Annotated in this window: 22 protein-coding genes and 1 riboswitch; of the genes, 10 read left to right on the forward strand and 12 right to left on the reverse strand. The window is 46.5% G+C overall.

Annotated features, from left to right (window positions below; all coding sequences use genetic code 11):
• Nucleotides 1–117: 117 nt before the first annotated feature.
• The 5 genes from ABN764_RS07390 to ABN764_RS07410 all read right to left on the reverse strand — a co-directional run bounded on the left by ABN764_RS07390 (nucleotide 118) and on the right by ABN764_RS07410 (nucleotide 3437).
• Nucleotides 118–972: an ABC transporter ATP-binding protein gene (locus tag ABN764_RS07390; RefSeq protein WP_174810661.1), complete on the reverse strand. Its 855-nt coding sequence runs from the start codon at nucleotides 970–972 to the stop codon at nucleotides 118–120.
• Between the two features lie 16 nt (nucleotides 973–988).
• On the reverse strand, nucleotides 989–1756 hold the full coding sequence (locus ABN764_RS07395) for an ABC transporter permease (protein WP_174810660.1): 768 nt from the start codon (nucleotides 1754–1756) through the stop codon (nucleotides 989–991).
• The gene (locus ABN764_RS07400; protein WP_021257241.1) at nucleotides 1753–2046 is read right to left on the reverse strand and encodes a thiamine-binding protein; all 294 of its coding nucleotides are present in this window, start codon (nucleotides 2044–2046) and stop codon (nucleotides 1753–1755) included. Before ABN764_RS07400 ends, ABN764_RS07395 begins: the two co-directional genes overlap by 4 nt.
• 162 nt (nucleotides 2047–2208) lie before the next feature.
• Nucleotides 2209–3267, reverse strand: a complete 1059-nt coding sequence (locus ABN764_RS07405; protein ID WP_021257242.1) for an ABC transporter substrate-binding protein — start codon at nucleotides 3265–3267, stop codon at nucleotides 2209–2211.
• Nucleotides 3237–3437 carry a hypothetical protein gene (locus ABN764_RS07410; RefSeq protein ID WP_021257243.1) on the reverse strand — a complete coding sequence of 67 codons (201 nt, stop codon included), beginning with the start codon at nucleotides 3435–3437 and terminating at the stop codon, nucleotides 3237–3239. The genes ABN764_RS07405 and ABN764_RS07410 overlap by 31 nt, the downstream gene beginning before the upstream one ends.
• A gap of 196 nt (nucleotides 3438–3633) precedes the next feature.
• A riboswitch (TPP riboswitch) is annotated at nucleotides 3634–3747 on the reverse strand.
• A gap of 337 nt (nucleotides 3748–4084) precedes the next feature.
• Between ABN764_RS07410 and ABN764_RS07415 the strand changes: the two genes are divergently transcribed.
• A complete protein-coding gene (locus ABN764_RS07415) occupies nucleotides 4085–4819 on the forward strand; it encodes a ZIP family metal transporter (protein ID WP_021257244.1) in 735 nt (244 codons plus the stop codon).
• A gap of 89 nt (nucleotides 4820–4908) precedes the next feature.
• On the opposite strand, the gene ABN764_RS07420 is transcribed toward ABN764_RS07415, so the two are convergent.
• Nucleotides 4909–6321 (reverse strand): stalk domain-containing protein, encoded by a 1413-nt coding sequence (locus ABN764_RS07420; RefSeq protein WP_446671445.1) that lies wholly within the window; start codon nucleotides 6319–6321, stop codon nucleotides 4909–4911.
• A gap of 103 nt (nucleotides 6322–6424) precedes the next feature.
• Between ABN764_RS07420 and ABN764_RS07425 the strand changes: the two genes are divergently transcribed.
• Together ABN764_RS07425 and ABN764_RS07430 are read left to right on the forward strand one after the other, a co-directional pair.
• Nucleotides 6425–7174: a response regulator transcription factor gene (locus tag ABN764_RS07425; protein ID WP_081819963.1), complete on the forward strand. Its 750-nt coding sequence runs from the start codon at nucleotides 6425–6427 to the stop codon at nucleotides 7172–7174.
• A gap of 3 nt (nucleotides 7175–7177) precedes the next feature.
• On the forward strand, nucleotides 7178–8239 hold the full coding sequence (locus tag ABN764_RS07430) for a sensor histidine kinase (protein WP_446671446.1): 1062 nt from the start codon (nucleotides 7178–7180) through the stop codon (nucleotides 8237–8239).
• A gap of 170 nt (nucleotides 8240–8409) precedes the next feature.
• Here ABN764_RS07430 and ABN764_RS07435 read toward each other — a convergent pair whose 3' ends face one another.
• Nucleotides 8410–9120 carry a queuosine precursor transporter gene (locus tag ABN764_RS07435; protein ID WP_446671447.1) on the reverse strand — a complete coding sequence of 237 codons (711 nt, stop codon included), beginning with the start codon at nucleotides 9118–9120 and terminating at the stop codon, nucleotides 8410–8412.
• A gap of 425 nt (nucleotides 9121–9545) precedes the next feature.
• Between ABN764_RS07435 and ABN764_RS07440 the strand changes: the two genes are divergently transcribed.
• From ABN764_RS07440 to ABN764_RS07470, 7 genes are all read left to right on the forward strand, one after another.
• Complete coding sequence (locus ABN764_RS07440) at nucleotides 9546–10055, forward strand: FMN-binding protein (RefSeq protein ID WP_446671448.1); 510 nt, start codon at nucleotides 9546–9548, stop codon at nucleotides 10053–10055.
• A gap of 192 nt (nucleotides 10056–10247) precedes the next feature.
• A complete protein-coding gene (locus ABN764_RS07445) occupies nucleotides 10248–12119 on the forward strand; it encodes an FAD-dependent oxidoreductase (RefSeq protein ID WP_028533364.1) in 1872 nt (623 codons plus the stop codon).
• A gap of 97 nt (nucleotides 12120–12216) precedes the next feature.
• Nucleotides 12217–12669: a hypothetical protein gene (locus ABN764_RS07450; protein WP_021257251.1), complete on the forward strand. Its 453-nt coding sequence runs from the start codon at nucleotides 12217–12219 to the stop codon at nucleotides 12667–12669.
• Nucleotides 12656–13651 carry a polyprenyl synthetase family protein gene (locus ABN764_RS07455; protein ID WP_065293880.1) on the forward strand — a complete coding sequence of 332 codons (996 nt, stop codon included), beginning with the start codon at nucleotides 12656–12658 and terminating at the stop codon, nucleotides 13649–13651. Before ABN764_RS07450 ends, ABN764_RS07455 begins: the two co-directional genes overlap by 14 nt.
• Before the next feature lie 180 nt (nucleotides 13652–13831).
• Nucleotides 13832–14359, forward strand: coding sequence for a hypothetical protein (locus ABN764_RS07460; RefSeq protein WP_021257253.1), 528 nt, complete (start codon nucleotides 13832–13834; stop codon nucleotides 14357–14359).
• Nucleotides 14360–14792: 433 nt separating this feature from the next.
• Complete coding sequence (locus ABN764_RS07465) at nucleotides 14793–16283, forward strand: peptide MFS transporter (protein ID WP_021257254.1); 1491 nt, start codon at nucleotides 14793–14795, stop codon at nucleotides 16281–16283.
• Nucleotides 16284–16923: 640 nt separating this feature from the next.
• Nucleotides 16924–17214 carry a hypothetical protein gene (locus ABN764_RS07470; RefSeq protein ID WP_446671449.1) on the forward strand — a complete coding sequence of 97 codons (291 nt, stop codon included), beginning with the start codon at nucleotides 16924–16926 and terminating at the stop codon, nucleotides 17212–17214.
• 378 nt (nucleotides 17215–17592) lie between these two features.
• Here ABN764_RS07470 and ABN764_RS07475 read toward each other — a convergent pair whose 3' ends face one another.
• The 5 genes from ABN764_RS07475 to ABN764_RS07495 all read right to left on the reverse strand — a co-directional run bounded on the left by ABN764_RS07475 (nucleotide 17593) and on the right by ABN764_RS07495 (nucleotide 23946).
• Entirely contained in the window at nucleotides 17593–17868 is a 276-nt protein-coding gene (locus ABN764_RS07475; RefSeq protein ID WP_315746465.1) for a hypothetical protein, read from the reverse strand.
• A 91-nt stretch (nucleotides 17869–17959) separates the two neighbouring features.
• Nucleotides 17960–18706, reverse strand: a complete 747-nt coding sequence (locus tag ABN764_RS07480) for a hypothetical protein (protein WP_446671450.1) — start codon at nucleotides 18704–18706, stop codon at nucleotides 17960–17962.
• Nucleotides 18707–19459: 753 nt separating this feature from the next.
• Entirely contained in the window at nucleotides 19460–20332 is an 873-nt protein-coding gene (locus tag ABN764_RS07485) for a UbiA-like polyprenyltransferase (RefSeq protein ID WP_446671451.1), read from the reverse strand.
• A gap of 150 nt (nucleotides 20333–20482) precedes the next feature.
• Nucleotides 20483–21775, reverse strand: coding sequence for an aspartate aminotransferase family protein (locus ABN764_RS07490; protein ID WP_446671452.1), 1293 nt, complete (start codon nucleotides 21773–21775; stop codon nucleotides 20483–20485).
• A gap of 197 nt (nucleotides 21776–21972) precedes the next feature.
• Nucleotides 21973–23946: a peptidase U32 family protein gene (locus ABN764_RS07495; RefSeq protein WP_446671453.1), complete on the reverse strand. Its 1974-nt coding sequence runs from the start codon at nucleotides 23944–23946 to the stop codon at nucleotides 21973–21975.
• Between the last annotated feature and the right edge of the window lie 133 nt (nucleotides 23947–24079).

The raw sequence follows: 24079 nt of genomic DNA on the forward strand, positions 1-24079 counted from the left end.
CAGGATACATATATAAGATTTGAGATGGATAGACAATAAGGGATTAGAAAGGGCTGCATCTCATCTCTATATTCTCCCCAAAAAAAGCTGCCTCTTATTAAGAGACAGCTTCACGCTTCAACGTATAGGAGATGAAGATTGTATACTACGCAGCAGATCGGACAGTTCGCGCTTCATGCGGACGAACTCGGCCTCAGAAGCCAGCGCTTCCGTTCGCGGCCGTACGAACGGAACATCCACTTGCTCTAACACTTGCGCGGGGCGGTTGGATAGTACATATATCGTATCTGACAGCAGCAGCGCTTCCTCAATGCTGTGTGTAATGAACAGCACCGAGCGGCGATTGCGTTCCCACAGGTCAATGAGCCAGCGCTGCATATCACTGCGTGTTAGCGCGTCAAGTGCACTGAACGGCTCATCAAGCAGCATCAGCTCATGGGGGCTCATCATTGCGCGTAGGAAGGCGACACGCTGCTGCATGCCACCGGACAGCTCATGCGGATACGAGCGTTCATAACCCGTCAATCCAACATTGCTTAGCCAGCGGCGCGCTTGCTCCCGCGCCTCCTTCTTCGGCTTGCCTGCAATTTCTGGAGCGAGGATAACATTGTCCTCCACCGTTCTCCATGGGAACAACGCGGGCTGCTGCGGCATATAGCTGATATGGCCTGTCTGACCAACCACGTTCTGCCCATGGACGAGAATATCCCCTTCTGATGGACGAAGCAGACCGCCAATAAGATGGAACAGTGTGCTCTTCCCCGATCCGGATGGGCCAATAATTGAGACGAACTCTCCTGCTTGCACCGTAATGGATACTTGATCGAGCACATGAAGCCGTCCCGCTCGACCGTCAAATGACATGCTGACATCACGCAGCTCAAGAGCGGCCTGCTTCTGTACTGCCTCATGCTGATGCACATGATCAGCATCTCGCTGGGCAACTGGCTGTTGTTCGTTTGTTGTGATCATCTTTAACGCTCCCCCTTCACCCCTGTTTATTGTCACGGCGCCAATGAATGAGCAGCCGTTCCAATGCACATACGAGGCCGAACATGGCCAAGCTCAATAGAATGACAACTGCGATTGCCACGAACATTCGATCCGTGCGATAAGCTGCTTTTTGCAGTACCATGTAATAGCCGATCCCTTTGTCCGTCCCGAGCCACTCGGAAATAATCGCACTCATCACGCTATACGTCCCTGCTATTTTCAAGCCTGAGAAGACAGATGGAAGTGCATGGGGCAGCTCCAGCTTCCAGAACAGCTGCGACCGGCTCGCGCCCGCCATACGCATATAATTCATCATCGTACGGTCTGTCTGGGCAAGACCATCCAGAGTAGCCACGCATACGGGAAAAAAGCACACCAGCGTAATGGTGACAATCTTCGGCATGAGACCGAAGCCGAACCAGATCATGAGCAGCGGCAGCAGCGCAATTGTCGGGATATTCTGACTGACTATGACAAGTGGATAGATCGCCCGCTTCAGCCACGGCATTGGATGAAGCGCACAAGCCAGCAGCAGGCCCACAGCTGTGCCTACACAGAAGCCAATGAGCGTCAACTGAACAGAAGCCCATGTGTGCATAAGCAGACCGCCCCCATTGCTTACAGCCTCTTGTGCAATATCGAGCGGACTGGGCAGCATCCATTTCTCAATGCCTGACACCATTACTCCTGCCTGCCATATGGCGAGGAATATAATAAATGCAATGATCGGGGGGCCGATCTTCGCGATTCGACGTCCACTCATGGCCGGTACTTCACTGTCAATTCATCCATCGTAATGCCAGATGGCTTATACACAATCTTCACTTGCGACAACACATTGCTGCTTCCCATCTCAATCATGGCCTTGTTCATATCCTCAATAATACGGAAGAGTTCGCTAAGTTCGCCTTCCATCGTTGTCTCCAGTGGATTTACCTGATATTTCACACCCGATGCTTGAATGACTTCGATTGCACGATCTACATAGGGAATTACGTCTTCCCCATTTTTCGTCTTCGGAACGATCTGAATGCTTACTAAACTGTTCGCCATCTTGCTTCTCCTCCTCTTTCTCAATCCTCATGTAATGATCAACTTGTAACGGTCTTGGTGACGATTATCTCGTATCGATACCCTGTAACGATATACACAGGTAACGATATACAGCAAAAGGGCGCATATGCGCCCATTGCCGATTCCTATAACCGTATAGGCTTATGAAGCTGGCAAGAAGTCATTCGTAAACGCCTTGTCTACATCAATGCTCTTATCCATTAATTTGTTCCCCACGAGCCAATTCATGTAATTTGCCCATACGTCACGCTTTTGCTCGCCCCAGCGAGGTGCATCGTCCTTATACTTCGGACTCAGCCATTTCTGGCTTGCGATAACTAGGTCTTTGTTCAAATCCGGCACAGCTTTAAGCAGCAGGTTGGCTGCATCTTCTGGATTGTCGATCGCATATTGATAGCCCTTGGACGTAGCACGCATGAATGCCTTAATCAATTCAGGATCTTCTTTGATCAGCTTCTCGCTTGTCGATAGAACCGGTGTATAATAGTCGAGTTCCTTCGCATATTGATTGACGTACAGCATATCAATCGGCTCACCGCGAAGCTCTGCTTCGATACCTGTCCAAGCGTAGAAGATCCACGCGAAATCAATATCCTTCTTCACGGCTGTAAAGTAATCGGCATTGCCCATGTTGACGCTCTTCAGCTTGCTGTAGTCGCCGCCGTCCTTTTCCATAATCGTGCGGATAATCATCTCCTCAACCGGAGAGCCCCAGCCGCCATACGTTTTCCCTTCAAAGTCCTTAGGTGACTTGATGTTCTTGTCCTTCGGCGCGGCAAAGCCTGATGTATTATGCTGAATGATCGCACCAATCGACACGATCGGAACATTTTGTTGTCGAGCCATCGTAATACTTTCCTGAACACTAACACCGAATTGCGCTTCTCCCGATGCGATCATCGCCTCTGATGCGCCAGTACTCGGCTGCAATATCTCAACATTCAGACCTTCTTCCTCATAGTAGCCCTTCTCCTTAGCGACATACAAGCCAGTATGGTTCGTATTCGGCGTCCAATCAAGCACAAGCTTAATGTCGCGTTTCTCCTTCGACTTATCCGTTCCTTGCTCCTGAGTCGTGTTCCCCTCTGCCTGACTCCCTTGTCCTGCTTCTTGACCCTTGCCGCCGCAAGCAGCGAGCGCAAATGTCATCATGATAACGAGCGCCAGCATCAACCCTCGTGTAAAGCGTGTCCGTTGCATATGATGAATCCCCCTTCTCTTCCTTCCCTCACTAGTGGAGAGCCGATCATGAAATTAGAAAGTGCTTCGATAACGCCTGCCGCGTTCACCAGTTGGACGATCCGCTCGATCGTATATGTGTGGATGAGCAAGTTCCCGTCCCGCCGTCCTGCAACACGATTCAGATCCACAAAAAAAAGCGCCCCCTCTGGGACGCTTTGTGTGCCGTTCTACGCGTATATGCGAATGTGCATCATACGATGAATCACGTCAATAAGGTCATCCGGCATTCGTTCATCCGTACAGCAATTATGTCCATTCTGCCCAAAGCAGCGCACATTCATGCAGAGCATGACGAATAAGCAAGCAACCTAATTATAACAATAATGACGCGGTTCAACGTCTTTCCTACGCTGGCATTACCCAGATCAGGTGTAAGGGTCGGTATCTTAATGGGATACAATCTCAGCCGGCCAAATTCCAGCACCCCTAGCGTGCATATGCAGTTATCGAAGCTACCATATTACACGGGTAATTATAGTCCTCATCCATCAGAAAGTCCAGTGACAAACAGAAATTGCAAAGTGTCCGCTGATCATTGGGGCAATGCTTATATCTCCCATCAACTTCGTTATTCGTATGCTTTATGACAGCAGATTGCTCATATTCACTAGATTCCTGTCGAAAAAAGTTCCATGTGAAACAAGGGACAATCTTCCATTTTAGCTCAAAATAATTACCTCATTGATTTCTTGGCGTAGAGGATGTCTGTATGATACGATCACCAAATATCAATTCAATTCGAATACCGGATTCGAGCAAGGGGATGAAGAGTAGTATGACAGAAGCGTTAATCGGCAGCACCATTTCCGCCTTATCCACAGGCATCGGGGCCATCCCGATCTTGTTCATGAGGAGCATGTCTCACCGTATGAGGGATATCCTTCTCGCCTATACAGCAGGGATCATGACAACAGCTTCAATGTTCAATCTTATCCCCGAAGCGCTTGCCAGCTCTAATGTGTTCGTGATTGCATTCGGCTTACTGCTTGGCTGCTTCGTGCTGCTGTGGCTGGAGCATTCCCTGCCTCATATGGATTTGGAGAATCCGAATCAACGAATTCGCATCAATATCGAACAGAAATCATTCCTTATCATTGCGGCCATCACCCTTCATAATTTGCCGGAAGGCTTGTCTGTCGGCGTCAGTTATGCGAGCAGCAATGATACACTTGGGCCGTTAATCGCGTTTTCCATTGGATTGCAGAATGCACCAGAGGGCTTCCTCGTCGCCCTATTCCTCGTCAATCAGAACATCAATCGCTGGAAAGCGCTTGGCATCGCCACCTTAACAGGCGTCGTTGAGATTGTCACCAGCATGCTCGGATACACACTTAGCTCTTATGTGAGCAATCTGGTTCCATATGGGCTGTCCTTTGCAGCAGGGGCAATGATGTTCATTGTGTATAAAGAACTGATTCCTGAAAGTCATGGAGACGGACATCAGCGGTCGGCCACCGTCTCCTTCATTCTTGGCCTTATTACGATGATTGGATTGACAGACTGGTTCTAAACAATGATGCTTCAATCGTTTAATAGAACATGTTCATCAATCAAAGCTCATGCAAGGGCTACCAATTGACTAGGCAGCGTTTTATATCATTACTTAACCGGCGTAATATTTACTGTTCTGCTTGGATTATCCCACTTTACGCTGGCTCCCATGACTTTCGAAATAAAGCTTAACGGAACAAAGGTGCGTTCCCCGTTTTTTTCAACCGGACCATCGAGTTGGATCTGTTGATCACCTGCCAATGCGGTTTTACCTCCCACGTTAACTGAATTGATTTTGCCGTTGTAGTTGATTTGAATGGTTTGAAAATCATTATTCCATTCCACTGTTGCACCCAAAGCCTCTGAAACGAAACGTACAGGAACATAAATGATGTCGGCTTTGGATTTATAATAAGGATACTCTTCACTTTGAATCGGATTGCCTTTAACATTGACCTTGACATCATAATAAATATCATCTTTATCGCTTACAGTATCAAGAATCATACCAGCCTTCACATCCACTCGAGAAATGGAGAGATCGCGATTAAGGACATAAGCAAAGTTCCCATCCTTGCTGAAGCTGATCGCTTGCCGGGGCTCTAAAAATCCTTTTATACTCCCGATGCTGCTGTTGTCGGAGGTGCTGATTATATTAATGGAGTTATCCAGCTTGTTGCTGGCAAAAAGGATCTTTCCATCAGGAGAAAGGGATGCGCCGTAAGGATCGCGCCCAACCTTTACCTCGCCAATTATTTTGCCTTGTGAGATGTCCACTATGGCAATACTATTACGCCCGCCGTTTGCCGCATACATGGTAGAGCCATCGGCGGATATTGAAATCGCTCGAATCTTCGAGAATCCGTGGATCTCATGGACGATTGCATTGGTTTTGACATCCACAACCGATACCTTGTCTCCCTTGAAGTTAGTAACAAACACATAACGACCGTCGGGAGATACTTTTATCCCTTGACGAGGTTGGGAGAATCCCTGAATGACAGCGGTCGTCTTATGCTGCCCGATATCAACAACCGTTACTGTACTTTTGGCTTCATTGTTGACATACATGGTATTTCCGTCCGCGGTGACATCAGTTCCAAATGCGCCTTGACCCACTGCAACCTCATCCTTCAATGCCAGGTCTTCCGTGTTGTAAAATCGCAGGGTGCCCAGTGTGCTATCCGAAACGACAAACTGCAAACCGCCGTTAATGAACATAATGTTTCTTGGTGTGACAAAGCCGCGGATCTCCTTACGCAAAGTTCCTTGGGCAAGATCATAGACTCGAATCCATGGCTGACGACTATCCGAGACAACCGCAGTTTGCTCGTCGGGACTTACGGCCAGTGAGTTATTGATAATCTCGCCGTCAAAGGGGCGAATTGCCGCAATGGTGTTGTTTCCTGCAGCCGAGATCGAAGCCAAATTGTTGTCAGCAGCCAAAATAATGGCCGGTTGAATAACGGAAAGTACCATTCCGGCAAAAAGTACAGGTTTTATCATTTTGTTTACCATCATTCACTCATCGCCTCTCTGAAAAGGTTTTGAGCCAACGTAAGACGGGGCTCTTGACCAATGTAACGGAGAATTGTAAAGATCATATAAAGAACACGAGAGCATCATGTCTGATAAAATGATAGCCGTGGAGGTGAATGTTCCGATGGATAAGCTGCAGCTTGAAGGCCCTATTCTGATTGCGGACGATGATGCTTCGCTCGTCTCGTTTTTGCAGGAATACTTTGGGGCACTGAACTGCCGAGTGCTTGCCGCGAGCGATGGGCAGCGAGCTGTTGAACTGGTGAAAACTAAGGCTCCATCTTTCATCATTCTGGATATTATGATGCCTTTCATGGACGGTACTACGGCATGCTGGGAAATACGCAAAATCAGCAGCGCGCCTATCGTCATGCTTACGGCTAAAATCGAGGAAGAGGACAAAATCCGGGGTTTGGAACGCGGGGCCGACGATTACTTGTGCAAACCGTTCAGCCCGCGAGAACTCGTCGCCCGGATGCAGGCAATTCTACGCCGGATGCGTACGTCGGAGCGGAAAGCTTCGGGGCTCATTTTGAACAATAACGCGAATTTGTTATACGAATCCGAAAGCCATCGGTTTTATTGGAAGAAAGCACCCCTGCAATTCACGTACCAGGAAGCTCAAATTGTCATCACCTTGCTCAAAATGCAAGGAAAAGTCTGTACCCGCGAGCATTTGCTGAACGTGCTGTATCCGCTGGGCGATAAAGATGTTGTCGACCGCATCGTGGATGTGCATATCGGCAATATCCGGCAAAAGATCCGTGATACTGATCCCGGATTCGATCTCATTGAAACCGTCCGGAGCATCGGCTACCGGTTAAAGGAAGGGTAAACGGTGAAAATCAAACTCATTTACAAGCTCCTGGCGATTAACGCGCTAGTCTTAATTTTGCTGGTAGCCGGAATAAGCATTGGATTTAGTCAGTACACGCTTCAACTGATAGAAGAAAACCGCTTGATGGTGTACCAAAATTTCCTCATGTTCCAATCGGCTACGGGGCGTTATCTTCTATATACCAGTCTAGCGATCATCCCCCTCTCCATTGGGATTAACTGGATATTCACCCGTTCGATCGTCCGCCCCTTGTCCGGGATGCGGAAGCTGACTGAGCGAGTCGCGAGCGGGGATTATACCGTGAGGGCAAAGATTCGATCGAACGACGAAATCGGCGATTTGGCTCGTTCATTCAACCAAATGGGCAAGGAACTTGAGAGGATCGAACAGCTTCGAAGAAGCCTTGTGGCGGACGTAGCCCACGAGCTCAGAAATCCGCTATCTACGGTACGGGGCTATATGGAAGCGATGAAAGACGGCGTCCTCTCCGCAAAGCCCGAAACGCTCGATAAATGTTACCACGAAGTAGAGCGGCTCGTTTGTCTGGTGGAGGACATTCACCGTCTGGCTGTGGCGGAGAGCGATTTGAAAGCGGCCATTCCCTCAAATCCGGTCGATCTCCGATCCGTTGCCCAAGAAGCCGCTTCAAGGTATATGCCGATATGGGAGGAAAAAGCAATTGTTTTTCAAGAGGATGTACCTTCCTCCCCGGTCTGCGTCATGATCGACAAAGTTCACGCCCTACGCGTATTTGAGAATCTGTTCGACAACGCGATGCGCTATACGCCGAATGGTCATTCGGTTCGTTTATCGATGCAAGCAAACGCTAAAATGCTCCGCGTGGAGGTTATGAATACTGGAGCGGAGATTGCACCCGAGCATCTGACGCTTTTGTTCGAACGATTTTACCGGGTTGATCCTTCACGCTCGCGCACGTACGGTGGTGCGGGCATTGGGCTTTCGATCGTGCGCGACATCGTGGAACGGGCAGGAGGACGCGTGTGGGCAACGAGCGAGAATGGTTCCGTGACGATACATGCGGAACTGCCGGTTGAATCATGATCATAAAAAAAATCCCTCAGGGAGCGAACCGCTCGGACAAACTCCCTATACAAAGACCCCAACACCATGATAGGCTCCCATCACTTGACAGGGAGAACTTCATATCGGTATCGGGGTCTTCATTTATTAAGAAAGCTAGAACCGGTTACTAAGTCAACCATTGGCGCTCCCTACTTCGCTTGCTGCCCTTCCATATCTTCACGAACAGGGAAGCTTCTAGCCCAATATAGAACTGGTGTCGACAACACCGAGATGATGAGCTTAATGACATAAGTAGTAATAAAGATTTGGAACCATACATCCCAAGGGACGATGCCGGCAAACGCAATCGTACAAAATACGAGCGAATCCGCCATTTGGCTAATTCCTGTACTACCATTGCTTCGAATCCACAATTGGCCTGCCTTCGGGTATCGTTCCTTCACCCAACTAAAGAGCTTCACATCTAAGAACTGACTGACGAAATACGCGGTCAAGCTTGCTACGACAAGGCGCGGCATCAAATCAAAAATATTCGACAGCGATGCTTGTGCCGTACGCGCCATATCAGAAGCCTCAGGCGTAAAGCGAAGAGCCATCTGCATAATAATCGTCGTCATAATCAACGTGAAGAACCCGAACCACACTGCGCGCTTCGCTTCCTTACGGCCGAACTTTTCATTCAACAGATCCGTTGTCAAGAACAGCGTTGCATTCGCCGTGTTGCCGAGCGTCATGACGATGCCGAACATTTCAATCGTCTTCCCAACTTGGATATTGGCGATAACCGTCATTACACCAATCCAAGCATATAGTCCCGACTTGCCAAATGCCCGGTAACAAATCAAGAAGAAGGCAAAGTTCGCAAGTACGAACAGAATGCCCCAAGTAAAGTTGAACATATAATAAACTTCCTCCCTAGTTTTGATTACGCGGGATGGTTACGAACCGCGGCGCCTAGGCGCAAGCCATAACTTTACCATATGCATATCGTTCATGCCAATAGAAAAATATCACTGAAATGCGATGCAATTATCCTTTATATTAAGTGGAAGCAATTATTTAACATGGATGGATGAACGTTACCGTCGCATCTCTCGTATATTGTGAGCGATATGGAGGGAATATATTGTCATACATAGCTGCATCGTCAATGCGCAGCTAATAAACCGTCGTGGAAAAAGTTTGGTTTAGTTAAAGATTTACCCTTTAAGTGTGACATATATCACATTCAATAGAGGTAGTTAATGTTAAAATGACAGTGTAAATCAGTTAGTTATAATTTTCACAAAGTAATTTTGAACTAAAGAAAAGGTGGGGACTCTTTATGAAAAAGAAACTTGTACTGTTACTATCCGCAGTATTGGTAGTAGGTATGTTGGCTGGTTGTGGAGATAAGAAAGAGGAAACTGCAAAACAACCTGAAACAAACACATCAACAGAAGCGAATAAAGACGCTGCTCAAGTAACATTGAAAGACGGCGACTTCCATGCAGAATCTCCTGATTTCGATGAGAAATCCGGTTGGAAAGAAACAATGGACATCACAGTTAAAGACGGCAAAATCACAGCTGTAAACTGGGATGGCGTTCATAAAGACGGCGGAGATTCCAAGAAAAAGCAATCTCAAGACGGCAAATACGGTATGAAAGCTGGCGGTGCTTCTTCTGAATGGCACGAGCAAGCTGAAAAAATGGAGCAAGAACTTATCGCTAAGCAAGATCCAGCTGCGATCGCTGTAAACAACGAAGGTAAAACAGACGCTGTATCCGGCGTATCCATCCACGTTGGCAGCTTCGTGAAACTTGCTCAAGAAGCACTGGCTAACGCGAAGTAAGATAAGTCTACTCCTTCCTTGATCACATAGAGATAACACGGAAGCTCCGCAGTAGGAAAGCAAAATGGGCACAAGCAGCGTATGAATGCTTGAGAGCCATATATCGCTTTTTTATTCGCGGAGCTCCCTTGTTCGCATTAGATAGTTCAATTTTTAAATATTGACAAATAAGCATTACAACGGGGTGAAACCATGAAAGAGATCGTTGTATTGGGCGGCGGTTATGGTGGCGTACTGACAGCGAAAAAGCTGGCGAAGCGTCTGAAGAAAGACAAAGACATTCGCATTACGCTCATCGACCGTAAACCTTTCCATACGATGATGACGGAGCTGCACGAGGTTGCAGCATGCCGCGTCGAAGAAGAAGCAATCAAAATGGACCTGAAGCAAATCTTTGCAGGTCTGAAAGTAGACGTTGTGCTGGATGAGATCGAGAACATTGATTTCAACGGACAGAAGCTGCATGGCAGAAAGAAATCCTACAATTACGACCATCTTGTTATCGGTACAGGCTGTAAGCCATCCTTCTTCGGTATCGAGGGTGCAGAAGAGAATTCCTTCTCCCTCTGGTCGTTCGAGGATGCAGTTAAACTGAAACAACAAATTCGTCAAATGTTCATGGACGGGACGAAGATCTCAGATCCAGAGCTGCGCAAGCAAATGCTCACATTCGTCGTTGTTGGCGCCGGCTTCACTGGTGTCGAAATGGTCGGCGAATTGGCGGAATATCGCGAAGAGCTGTGCCATGAGTTCCATGTGGACGAGTCTGAGGTTCGCCTCGTCGTAGCAGATATGGCTCCGAAAATCCTGCCAATCCTGCCGCAGAAGCTCATTGACAAAGCGGACAAGTATCTCCGCAAAATGAAAGTTGAAATTATCACAGGTGCGAAGATTTCCGGCGTTACGCCGAATTCCGTTGTCCTTGGCGATAATGAAATCAAATCGAGCACGGTTATCTGGACTGCCGGTGTCGAAGGTTCTGACCTTGTAGGCAACCTCGATGTTCAGCAGCAAGGACGCAAGCGCATTTTGACAAATGACAAATTGCAGTCCGTTGATCACAAAAATGTGTATGTTGTCGGCGACAACATCTTCTATATTCCGGAAGGCGAAGAGCGTCCTGTACCGCAAATGGTTGAGAACGCCGAGCACTCTGCTGGTCTTATCGCACATAATATCGTGGCTGACTTGAAGAATGGCACACATAAGTCGTATAAGCCAACCTTCCACGGTACGATGGTATGTATCGGTGGACGCTACGGGGTAGCCGCTATCGGCACGCCGAAGAAAATGTTCCACTTCACTGGCTTCATGGCCATGTTCTTCAAGCATATGATTAATATTGTGTACTTCCTGCAAGTACTTGGCTTCCATAAGATCTGGTCTTACATGATGCACGAATTCTTCCATGTGAAGAATCGCCGCAGCTTCGTCGGTGGACATTTTGCTAAGCGTTCCCCGAATTTCTGGCTTGTTCCGCTTCGGATCTATATCGGTTTCATGTGGTTATCCCAAGGTTGGGAGAAGGCATCGAAATTGCTGAAGGATCCTTCGCAGATGTTCCTCATCCCGCCTAAGGCGATGGATGGTGTGACTGCAGCTTCTCAAGCGGTTGATGCAGTTCATACAACGGTTGACGCACAGACAGCAGCATCCGCTGTTGAAGGTGCAAGTACGGCTATCAAGGCGATTCCAGTGCCTGATTTCGTCAAGGGCATTGTCGATTGGTCGATGGATTTGATGTTCTATACAAACGATGGCGGCTATACAGCAATGGCTTACATCTTCCAAGGCTGCATGGTTGCAGCTGAGGTTATCTTCGGTATTATGTTGATCTTGGGCTTGTTCACAGCGATCGCATCGATCGGAACTGTTGCGATGGGCGTCATGATCTACACGTCCGGTATGGCTCCTTATGAAATGTTCTGGTACTTCTTCGGCGGCATCGCGCTTATCGGCGGTTCCGGCAGCACGTTCGGTCTGGACTACTACCTGTATCCACGCCTGAAGCGAATTTGGAAGAAGATTCCGTTCGTGAAGCGCTGGTACCTGTATACGGATTAATTGCTCAACAAGAATAGATGGTATGGTGTACTGGAAAAGTAATGTGTACTTCGTGTCACATTACTTTCCTTATTTCTGAGGGAAGCGGGGGGTTCCCATGAATCGGCAACTATTGAATCAAACAAGTGACCTTCTGGCACAGCATCTCCCGCCGATCACCGGCATTCAATTGGCGGCTGGAACGGATGAACATCTGCTGCTCGACATGGCTCGCATGCTGAATGCGTACGATATGCAGCAGCAGGAACGTCAAGTGCTGCTCGGCTGCTACTGGCTGCTTCGTCAAGCACTGCGTACACATCAACATGTTCCGCAGGATGAACAGCTCGCGGGCAAGGCTGTGTTGGACGGTGATTTCCTGCTCAGCCTGTACTATCAATTCGCCGTTCGCCACGGAATGACACAGCTCATTATAGACTTGGCAACGACGAACAAGCGCATCCAGATTCGCCGTGTCGAGGGCACTGCCTCGGATATGATGCTTCATCAACGAATGGGCCGTTTCGTGTCCACTCATTATAAGCAGGTGGCTTCCTATGGCATCATTTAACGGTACGCTGAGCGATCAGCTGAACATCTCCCTAAGGCGAATTAATCGGGATTTGGAACGCGTTATTCTGCACGATCCGGATGTCCCCTCCCGATCCATTGTCGCGAAGAGCGTGTTGGATCTCATCCGTGCAGGAGGCAAGCGTCTTAGACCTATGATGACAATCGTAGGCAGCCGCTTCGGCACAGACGTGGAATCCGAAGATGTCTACCGACTTGCCTCTGCTGCCGAGCTTATTCATGTAGCGTCACTTATTCACGACGACATCCTGGATCAGTCTGATACGCGCCGAGGCCAGCCAGCGCTGCACTGCAAGACAGGCATTTATGACGCGGTTCACATTGGCAACTACATTATGTGCCGTGTCATCGAATTGCTAACAGCTAGCGGCAAGGATCATGAGCCTTACGCACATGATCTGGCGTCGATTACAACGACACAGCTGTGTCTAGGTGAATATCAGCAGCTGGAGTTGAAATACAACTTCGACCTGTCACTTGATGCGTATTGGGAGAAGACGCGCAACAAGACGGCACTCTTGATGGCAACTTGCCTGCAGCTAGGTGCGAAGGCAGCAGGCGCTGATGAACACGTAATCGATCAGTTGTACGCATTCGGCGATCAGCTCGGGATGGCGTTCCAAGTCAGAGATGACATTCTCGACTTCACCCAATCTTCGGAATCACTCGGCAAGCCTGCTGGGGTCGATCTGCGAAACGGACATGCAACGCTGCCGGTCATTCTGGCCATGCGTGACGCATCGATCGCAGCGAAGATACATGAGTTGAAGGCAGATTCACCAGATGATGCATTCGACGAGGCAATTGCGCTTATTCATCGCAGTGGCACATTGGATGAAGCGCTCCAAATGAGTCATGAGTTCATGAAGCAGGCTTGGAATATAACGGAGCAGCTGTCTTCTTATCCTGCCCACCGGGATTTGAAGGCACTGTGGCATTATTTCGAAGCCCGCACCTACTAGTAAACTACGTTAAATGGCCGAATCCTTGTTCAAATAAGGGTTTGGCTATTTTTTTAGTATCAATTGTTTACAAATTGTACCGTTTACTCTTTTGTGCGTTAGGGCAAGGTGGTATTATAAATATGTACAGGCTGCTTGTCTGTCACTTACACCATAGATGAAGGAGGTTGAGGTACGACGATGAAGCCTCGCCAATTCGTAATAGAAGCAGTCATGCTGGCGGTCTATGGTCAACTGTCTGTGCCGACGCGTCCAGTCGAATATATAATTCCATACACGACGATACTCGAGCTGTACGAAATGCGTCTGGAAGGTGACCAGGTCATGCCTGATCCCGAGGAAGATGTATATGCCAAGCAGCAAATTGAGGAGCTCATCTCCTACTTCGAGAGCGAGCTGAACAAGAAGAAGATCGAACGTGCACTGACAGCCCCTTGGCGCCACAGTCCACCGCTTATTTTGCAGGGCAACGTATCCTGCATTGTCGTCAATGCGATGGATAACGCCCGCTATGGCGAGACATTTGACCCCGTCGAAACGGAACTTATCCTTACCGCTATACGTGAGCAGGCTCCCTTACTTACTGATCAGTTCGAATATGTAGACCGCCTGATTACGAACGAAATCCCGATTCCCATTTACGATATCGATGATTTTGAATATGCAATGGAGCACGAAGAAGTGTCCGGTGATTCAAGTACGAAATAACAAGAAACCTGCCCCTATTGTTAAGGAGGCGGGTTTCTTGTTTTATATGGCTCTTCAATTCGGAGCAAATGGCCACAGCATTTGAGAATATGAAGTGCTTAACCGCCCTGCTCACCTGTTCCACGATTTCTCTGAGTATCCGTTTCCCCCATACTCCAGGATATTCATCCCCCCCACTTACATACACTTGCTTCTCTCTGCTCTGAAGCGTATCCCAGCTACCCTCCAAAAACACCCAATTAACAGCATCGAAAAAAGAGTGATGAATACCTCAGTCATGTGGAATAGTAATATTGGAAGAAGCATATTTATTTTTACTTATATTGCTATCTGTGGATGGTTGCTGTAAAACCACAATAAGTATTATAATTAATTTACATTCATTATTATACAATTCGCTGCAGCAGGATATCGACATCAAAGGAGAGTTGTTATGCCCAATTATGATAAGAAGAAGATAATAGAAAGTGTCCCACAACAAGGGTTTTTTGGACATCCTAAGGGCCTTTTCACCCTCTTTTTCACTGAGTTCTGGGAGCGATTTTCTTACTATGGGATGAGGGCTATCCTTGTATTCTTTATGTATTATGAGGTGACGCAGGGCGGACTTGGGTTACCGGAAGACATCGCGCTTGCCATCATGTCCATTTATGGATCACTCGTATATATGTCAGGAATCATTGGAGGTTGGTTGGCTGACCGAATATTCGGTACGTCGAAAGCGGTTTTTTATGGTGGAGTCTTGATTATGTGCGGGCATATCGTGCTGGCCATACCGGGAAATACCGCGCTTTTCTTTGTATCCATGATCTTGATTGTATTAGGTACAGGACTGTTGAAACCCAATGTATCCAGTTTAGTGGGGGATATTTATAAGGAAGAGGATAATCGCCGAGATGCGGGCTTCAGTATTTTTTATATGGGGATTAACCTAGGAAGCTTCCTCGCTCCTCTGGTTGTAGGAACAGTTGGGATGAATAATTTCCACCTTGGCTTCGGTCTTGCCGCTGTCGGGATGCTGCTAGGTCTAATTGTTTTCGTAGTAACTCGTCCTAAAAATTTGGGTATTGCCGGTACAGTCGTCGTTAACCCGCTGTCACCTGCCGAGAAGAAAAAGGTATTTACCATTCTTGGTGTAAGCATTGTTGTTCTCGCTGCTTTAATTACGATTGCGATACTATTAGGCGCACTTACGTTTGACACCTTTATCAAGCTTGTTGGCGTGTTGGGAATACTGATTCCAACCTTGTATTTTGTCGTGATGTACCGCAGTCCGAAAACAACGCCCGTTGAGCGTTCCCGAATCATTGCGTACATTCCTTTGTTTATTGCTGCGATTATGTTCTGGGCCATTCAGGAGCAAGGATCTACGATTCTGGCTAACTACGCGGACAAGCGTACCCAATTGGACTTCGCGGGTATTCATCTTTCACCGGCTTGGTTTCAATCGTTGAATCCACTATTCATCATCCTATTCGCACCTGTATTTGCGTGGCTGTGGGTTAAGCTCGGCAATCGCCAACCGACTGTACCGCAGAAGTTCTCTCTGGGCTTGCTGTTTGCTGGTCTGTCCTTCTTGATCATTTTACTGCCGGCTTACTTTGGCGGTGCTGGTTCGCTCGTTAACCCATTGTGGCTCGTCCTCAGCTACTTCGTCGTTGTACTCGGAGAGTTGTGCTTGTCGCCAGTTGGCCTCTCGGCTACCACGAAGCTTGCACCTGCGGCCTTCTCGGCTCAGACCATGAGCTTATGGTTCCTGTCGAACGCCGCTGCTCAAGCCATTAACGCACAGATTGTGAAGTTCTATACGCCCGAAACTGAGATGCTATACTTCGGAGTTATTGGTGGGGTGGCCCTCGTGCTGAGTCTGGTGCTTTATTTGCTGTCACCTAAGATTCAGAGTTACATGAAAGGTGTAAAGTAAGTAGCACACTTCTCCAAATAGTGTGATCCGTTGTTTCCAACATCAAAAAATCAACAAACCCGCCTCTTAAGATAAAGGGGCGGGTTCTTATTGCTTGTATAAGATTTGGATTAGATCTGGTGGGGGGCAGAATATCTATACAATACTTAACACAACGATTAGAAAAGATGCACAACGGCTTCTTTTCATCAATTTACGTAACACATTACAGGCTCATCTGACATTGACACTGTGTATTGATGTAATTGTGGGTTTTCGCTGAGCAGTTCATACATCATCAGGCATTAATTTGGCCGAGATGAGTTTTGGTTTTGTAAACCGTCGACTTTCAATAATAATAAAATAGTTTTTATTCACCTTCAACGTTTGAACAATTTCATCAGTACTGTCTATTACAATTCGCTCTTCTTCCCTATTTAAAAATACAAGTGATTTCTTATTTTGATCAGAGTTGCAACAGCGCCTGTTTTGTCTGTGCTCAGTAAAAAAGGCATTATAACAAAAAGGAAAAAGCACAAAACAAATAATACAAAAAAATTCCTTTTGACAATACAACCCCCTAAATATTTACGATTTATTATATATACATTCTACTAAAAAAGAACGGCATACACAATTTTACAAATTAGGAGGGGTTTTATTGAAGCTCTTATCGCGTCAATATGTTTTATCAGTTGTTGTCCTTTTGTTCAGTTCATTTTTTCCGTCGAATGTAAAAGCACAATCACAAGTGGAAGCACTTAAAACACTTACACTCAACAATGTTAGTGTTCAACAATTTGAGGAAGGGTATATCAAAGGCATTACTGCGCCTCAAGAGCTATCTGTAGATCAAAAAGACGCAATTCTCAAACTTTTAATTTTCACTGATGAAGATATTATTGATATTCCTGATTCATTAAAAAATCAAAGAAGGCGGCGTCAAAGTTAACGTATCTTTGGACAATATGAAGCATGTTTATACTGATTTAAATTAAATGGTAACGCCTATCCCTTATTAATATTATCAATTTGCCCGAAACCCATAATTCAGCGGCAGTTAGCGGGGTATCGATACTGTTCGTAGCACTTCCAATATAAGAATTGAATTCGTCTTGGTCATGAAGAGGTACTTAGCAACTAGGGTACGTCATGAATTATTTCTTTTAATCTCTATGCGAACAAATGTAGATAAAAGAAATGTAGTTATGTAGAAGTAAAAAATGTATAAATTAGTGGAACGATCTTGTGAAACATATATTTTATTGTGGCAATGGCACATTAACACTTATTTGTTGTTGAATGTTTCTTTCTAAACAATCATTCATTTCTATACTAAGTTATAAACATAAACTTGTATCAAAACAATTGCAATAAAAGTTATAGCTCCGATCACCTTGGCAGGATGAGTCTGCTTGTAAGTATTGAAAGGCGAGATCCGATTAACAGTCATCCAAAACAATAAAGCACCAACGAACAGGATCAATCCGCCCGAGATGTGGTTCATTGAATTTGCAATACTATTAATATGTTTAACAAATATGACCCATAAATAACCAAGAAAAGCATAGATAACAATTGATAGTACTGCCTCTTTAATATTCATACAACCCTCTCCTTTTTTTCTGATATCTATGCATTATTGAAAGCAAGTCAAAGCAGATGATTTACATTTGCTTTGACTTGCTTAATAAAAATTACCCCTTAAATCCCTCAACAGGACATCTAGTATTCCATCGTCCCTCTGCACAAATTTTGTAGGGTGGAACGTAACAACCTATTATGTAGGCTCCCGCACAAATGAGTCTGCCATAAGGAACTTTATCACCCCATAGACAGGCTGTGCCAACTACAGTCTGACACATACCTTCATATGTACCACCATATTCCTCATACTTTGTACAAGTCCAACAATAGTTATCTACTAAAGTCGCGTTATTATCATTTGATTTTTTAAGTGCTTCAGTTTTTTCCGTCAATGATGCAAGGTAATTTTTCAAATTCTTATTTGCATCAACTTGGTAAGAAGTTTGGACATTACCTGCATAATCCCTTACATATATTTCTCCATCAGAGTACGATTTACTATAATCGATGATAAGAGTCTCAACTTGTTTTTTCTTTATGTCATAAGTGAAAGTCAAAAGAGAAGCTAATTGAATTATTTCTTTCTCTTTATAACCGTACTCAAATTCGAACTGAGCAATATAACCATACGGATTATTATTCTCATCTCTCAAATAATTAACTAATTTTGGTTCGCTTTTGATAAAATCTTGTTGGTATTTCACGTAGTTCCCATTGCTAATCACCATTTGCAAAAACTCTTCTTTACTTGGCAATTCATTACCCGCAGTTGCAAATGAATCTGTACTGAAAAAAATACTACTCACCACAAACACAGTTAGTAACATAACAAGCGTTGTTTTAGTAATGCTTTTCAAATAGAGTCTCCTCCTTATTCTATGATCATTCAATTTATGTATGACCCTGTTGTGATAATAATTAAGGTATTAGAAACTAAAAAGTTCCCTTATTATCTTTTCGAAACGTTAAAAAAACTAGAAGGTAACATGAACCCAGTTGTTTGCTGTGCGTTGGTTTTGATGAGTCCAGGTAATTGTGGCAATGATAGTTTGGTAGGTAATCGTTTTCATGGAAAGATTCATGGGGACAAACATATTGTGAATTGCTTCTGAAGGATTTTTATGATATTCCGACTTAAATTTTAGTTATAAATTACATCCAATAATCAGCCCCTCCATCTTCAAGATGATGGTAATAAATGAAATATGTAGATATATTGTGTTAATTAGAAACATACCATATTTTTACCTAAGTGTAAATATTGATAATATCAAGGACTGTCGGGACATCGGACTTAATCCATATATACTAGTGAACGACATAAGATTTGTCCATATAGGATAGAATCGCACTCCAAATCAAACAAACACTCGTTTTAATCCAAGCCTGACGGCCTCCAAAATCATTCAACAACTAATTCTAATCATCTCCTGTGAAGATCAACATATTTTAGTTCCCAGATATCCTAATTACTAAGACTGTCAAGTAAAATATAGATACGATCAAGTTTCTGATGTTAAATAGTTTCTACTTAATGGATACTGAACAAAATATAAAAAACAGGAGCGGTGTCATTGAGACAAAACTCCTGTTTTTATTTATCCTAATTCTTATTTCAGGAAAAAGTCAGCCATCGTACAAAACAGAATGGTCATGCTGATAACTTGATTCAAGTTGTACGACGCGACATTCATCCGTTTGCGGCTGGATGGCTTGATGATGTTATGTTCCAGCATCAGCAATATGACCGCGATACCGATGCCGATTAAGTAAACGGTGCCTAGACCCCGAATGACGAACAGTACGAGCAGCAGCACGACCATGATCGTATGCAATGAACGCGCGATGAAGAGCGAGTCTTCATAGCCAAAGATGCTCGGCACCGACCATAATCCGGTCTTGCGGTCGAACTCAATATCCTGCGTCGCATAGATGATATCGAATCCCGCAATCCACAGCATGACGATTGTGCCCAATATAAACGGCGTTACTGCAAACTTCCCAGTCACGGCGAACCAAGCACCAATAGGAGCTGATGCAATCGTAAAGCCCAAGTACAGGTGGCACAGCCAGGTGAACCGCTTCGTAAACGAGTACGAGCAGATAAGTACAATCGCCACAGGCGACAGCCATAGGCAGAGAGGGTTCAGCATCCCTGCCGCTGCGATAAAGATCGCAAAGTTGATGATGACGAACAGCGTCACTTCACGCCCATGCAGCAGCTTCTGCGGCATATGCCTATGCGCCGTGCGCGGATTCGCTGCATCGAATGGCAAATCGGCCAAGCGATTGAACGCATTCGCTCCATTACGGGCTGCTACCAGCGCGATGAGCGACCAGAGCATAACGTGGAAGGAAGGAATCCCTCCTGCTGCCCATACCATCGAAATGATGGCGAACGGCAGTGAGAACAGCGTATGGGAGAACATGACCAGTTCTCCGAACATGCGCGTTTTGCGAATAACCTTTTGAATAGTAACCATAGCTTACATACACCCCATGAGTGTTCAAATATCTATTCTATTGTCCTTAACAGGCAAAATTCCAACCCGCTAGATGCGATCATGTTGCCCTACTAGGAGCTCTCTATTCAACAGAGCCCAATGGACGTTTCCTAATCGAGGCGAAGCAGCCTATTGCACCGCCTCCGCCAATACTGCATCCAGTTCCTTCAGCATCCCCTCAATATCTTGCTCGTTCATCACGAGCGGTGGCTGGAAGGCTAGCACGTTACGGCCAATGCCGTTTTTCCCAATAATATAGCCGCGATCCTTCATCGCTTCCAATACGCGATCCGTCAGTGCTGCGCTATCTTGTTCGTCTGTACCGTGCAGCTCCGCACCAAGCATCATGCCCTTGCCGCGTACATCAACGAGTACCGCATGCTTCGCCTGCAGTGCCTGCAAGCCTGACTTCAACTGATTCCCGAGCCGTTCTGCACGGCCTACCAAGTCTTCCTGTTCAATATAATCGAGTACAGCCAGCGCAGTAACAGAAGATACCGGATTACCGCCAAATGTCGATGCCGACGCACGGTTGAAGCTTGCCGCGATCTCATCTGTTGTCGCAAATGCACCGATTGGCACACCGTTGCCTAGTGCTTTTGCCATCGAAATAATATCTGGCACAACGCCGTAATGCTCCATGGCAAATATACGGCCTGTACGACCGAAGCCGGTTTGGATCTCGTCGGCTATCATCAATACGCCATGTTCCTCAAGCAGCGCCTTCACCTCGCGGAAATACCAATCTGGCGGTGCAATCATGCCTCCATTGCCTTGAATCGGTTCCACGAGCATCGCTGCAAATGTATCTCCCTTCTCCTCCAGCACCTGCTTCAGCGCCTCAATCGAGCGGCGTGCCGCCGTCTCATCGTCTGTCTCTGGATCATATGGACGCGGGATGAAGGTCACTCCGCTGTCCAAATAATCATCAGCACGCCACATCGGGATGCCCGTTACGCCCATCGTCAGGAATGTGCGCCCGTGCAGGCCATACTCCAGCGCAATGAAATTGCGGCGCTTCGTATAAAGTCTAGCAAGCAGCATCGCACCCTCATTCGCTTCCGAACCGCTGTTGCAGAAGAAGGTACGTTTCAGATCACCCGGTAGGATACCGTTCGCGAGCCGCTCCGCCAAATCGACCATCGGCTGCGTCAAGTAAATCGTTGTCGTATGCTGCAGTGTCTCCAACTGCTTGATCGTTGCTCCTGTAATCGCTGGATTGCAGTGACCGCTCGCCACGACCGATACCCCTGCGAAGAAATCAGTATATTGTGTGCCCTTCTCGTCGTACAAATACTGCATCGAGCCGCGTACAATTTGCGGTGGATTGCGATAGAAGTGATGCGTGCACGGGAAGAAATATTGCTTCCGCTTCTCTATAACACCCTCTGGTCCGATATACGTTGTTTGCTCCTTGCTCACTTCGTAGCCACCCTTTCTCATCTTGAACTGAAGAAACGACAGACTGTAACTTGGCCATTCAAGTCAAGCCCTGCCGCTTCTTGTTCTCTCTACTCCATTACTGCCTTTATTCTCTATATAGGAAAAACTATTTAGGACACCGTAATAGCAAAATAAGAAGCCTAAGCCCGCCGCTATAGATCTATTAAGAATGCAAACTAAGCATGAACTGGCTGTAAATCAATCGACAGCGCTTCGCCGAATTGCAGCGACCCTAGTGTGTAGCCTGCATATTCCGGCTTCATGCCGGCATACAATTCACCACAGAGCGACAAGTCCTGCAGCGCTGTACGGTACGTGCCTACGATGCTGCGCAGCTGCTCAGTTGTGTACGACTTGCCCTCGATACGGAAGTGGTTCACGCCCGCTTCATGCAGTTCCTTCAAGAACGGCAAGTAACACAGTTCCTTGGCCAATGCCAAGTGGTTGCGTCCGCTCCAATCGCGGTACACCGGATTCTCGCCCTTGTCTGTCATCAGCACCAGGTGCTGATTGTCGACGTACTTGTTGTCCTCCTGCATGATCGGCTCTATCGCGACTGTATTTTCATACAGATCCAATTCCAGATACATGGCGATTGGCGAGCCGTGAACGATCATCTCGACCGGCACCTTCTCCGTCTCTTGCAGCAGATTCGCTAGGTCGTTCAGCGGAAGCTCTAGAGACGCATGTACCCGCTCCAATCCGAAGTGTTCATGGTACAGCTTCGCCGACATATGATTATATACGTTTAGATTGAAATCGCCAACCATCGGTAGACCGATATCACGGAACTTATGCATAGCCCCAATATTGCTGACGAGCAAACCATCAAGCCCATATTGCCCGCCCCGCAGGAAGTGATTGTATTGCTCCATGTGCAGCTCATTCATCATGCGCGGCATACCAAGAATGATTTGCGAAGAGCCCTTCATCTCAACCAGCATCTCAATATCATGGCGTGTGAATGGCATATCTGGCTGGAATACGTCTCCTGTCAAATAGACAATGTCTGCACCCGCTTCGAGCACCGTCTTCGCCTGCTCCACATTGTTGACATGTACAGACAATTGCGGCTGCTTCATCTTCTCCGGCTGACGAACTCCCGCCAAGGCATCACGAACCTGTTCCAGTCGCTCTGGCTTCACTTCACGCTCAGCTGTTGGTGTACTGAATACTTTACCTGTACTATAGAATTTCCCGGTTCCCTCATAACGCGTGTTGATATAATCAAGCCCTGGCTTGCCGAACGCATAGGCCGTCGAGAAGTCCCGCTTGCGGTTCTCATACAGCGTGTCGCTGTTCTCCTTCCGATCATAGCCGAACGGATCCGCAATGTAGCGATCAATTGCATCGCCATAGCTGTTCACAATCATCATCAGGAATTCCAGATCCCGCATCCGTCCCTCTAGCTTGAACGAAGTAATGCCCGATTTAATTAGCTCTGGAATATGCTCATACATGTACATATCCTTCGCCGCCAGCGGATATTCGGTTGGATACACGTTGCCGTCCTTCTTCACCCGATAATCCCAGCGGCAAGGCTTCATGCAGCGTCCACGATTCGCACTATTGCCATACAACATCGAGCTGTAGAAGCAGTTTGCACCATGCACCGTACACATATCCCCATGGACGAAATATTCAAACTCCATGCCTGTCTTCGCTTGCAGCAGCTCTGCGGTATGCAGATCCATCTCGCGGGATGCCACAACACGTGTAACGCCCATTTCCTTCAATGCTTCGATCATCTCTAAGTTGTGCACGTTCATCATAACTGAAGAGTGAACCGGTACATTCGATAAATTCATGTCTTGGATGAGTGGGAATACGGCCAAATCTTGCGCAATAATCGCGTCTGGACCTACCTCGTTCAAGAACGACAGGTAACGCTTCGCTTCGTCCAGATCACCTTCATTGAGCAAGTTGTTCACAGTAATATAGGCACGCTTGCCGCGGTCATGCGCCATGTTCACGGCTTCACGTACTTCTTCATAGCTAAGATTGTAGCCCTTGCGCATCATCCGCATGTTCAGAGACGGTCCCCCGAAGTATACAGCATCGCAGTTCATATCAATAACAGCTTTGAAGATGTCAAACGTTCCGGCAGGTGCCAACAATTCAATTTCTTTCCCATTAAAATATCTAGCCACAGTCGCTCTCCTCCAAGTCCATTCGTTTCAAGTAGTAGTCACTTCTAAGGTATCGCCTTGCGTTCTTTCGAATAACCAAATATTTATATTCTAAATATAACATATTTAAACTGTCATTGTGACAAGTTTCACA

The sequence above is a fragment of the Paenibacillus wuxiensis genome (assembly GCF_040195695.1).
GTDB lineage: Bacteria > Bacillota > Bacilli > Paenibacillales > Paenibacillaceae > Paenibacillus_B > Paenibacillus_B suaedae.

What these genes read in the sequence shown, in the direction of transcription:
- ABN764_RS07485 (WP_446671451.1), bottom strand. Translation starts at nt 20,332, where the DNA reads ATGGTTACTATTCAAAAGGTTATTCGCAAAACGCGCATGTTCGGAGAA.
- ABN764_RS07450 (WP_021257251.1), top strand. Translation starts at nt 12,217, where the DNA reads ATGAATCGGCAACTATTGAATCAAACAAGTGACCTTCTGGCACAGCAT.
- ABN764_RS07395 (WP_174810660.1), bottom strand. Translation starts at nt 1,756, where the DNA reads ATGAGTGGACGTCGAATCGCGAAGATCGGCCCCCCGATCATTGCATTT.
- ABN764_RS07475 (WP_315746465.1), bottom strand. Translation starts at nt 17,868, where the DNA reads ATGAATATTAAAGAGGCAGTACTATCAATTGTTATCTATGCTTTTCTT.
- ABN764_RS07460 (WP_021257253.1), top strand. Translation starts at nt 13,832, where the DNA reads ATGAAGCCTCGCCAATTCGTAATAGAAGCAGTCATGCTGGCGGTCTAT.
- ABN764_RS07400 (WP_021257241.1), bottom strand. Translation starts at nt 2,046, where the DNA reads ATGGCGAACAGTTTAGTAAGCATTCAGATCGTTCCGAAGACGAAAAAT.
- ABN764_RS07440 (WP_446671448.1), top strand. Translation starts at nt 9,546, where the DNA reads ATGAAAAAGAAACTTGTACTGTTACTATCCGCAGTATTGGTAGTAGGT.
- ABN764_RS07415 (WP_021257244.1), top strand. Translation starts at nt 4,085, where the DNA reads ATGACAGAAGCGTTAATCGGCAGCACCATTTCCGCCTTATCCACAGGC.
- ABN764_RS07405 (WP_021257242.1), bottom strand. Translation starts at nt 3,267, where the DNA reads ATGCAACGGACACGCTTTACACGAGGGTTGATGCTGGCGCTCGTTATC.
- ABN764_RS07435 (WP_446671447.1), bottom strand. Translation starts at nt 9,120, where the DNA reads ATGTTCAACTTTACTTGGGGCATTCTGTTCGTACTTGCGAACTTTGCC.
- ABN764_RS07390 (WP_174810661.1), bottom strand. Translation starts at nt 972, where the DNA reads ATGATCACAACAAACGAACAACAGCCAGTTGCCCAGCGAGATGCTGAT.
- ABN764_RS07455 (WP_065293880.1), top strand. Translation starts at nt 12,656, where the DNA reads ATGGCATCATTTAACGGTACGCTGAGCGATCAGCTGAACATCTCCCTA.
- ABN764_RS07420 (WP_446671445.1), bottom strand. Translation starts at nt 6,321, where the DNA reads ATGATGGTAAACAAAATGATAAAACCTGTACTTTTTGCCGGAATGGTA.
- ABN764_RS07445 (WP_028533364.1), top strand. Translation starts at nt 10,248, where the DNA reads ATGAAAGAGATCGTTGTATTGGGCGGCGGTTATGGTGGCGTACTGACA.
- ABN764_RS07465 (WP_021257254.1), top strand. Translation starts at nt 14,793, where the DNA reads ATGCCCAATTATGATAAGAAGAAGATAATAGAAAGTGTCCCACAACAA.
- ABN764_RS07425 (WP_081819963.1), top strand. Translation starts at nt 6,425, where the DNA reads ATGTCTGATAAAATGATAGCCGTGGAGGTGAATGTTCCGATGGATAAG.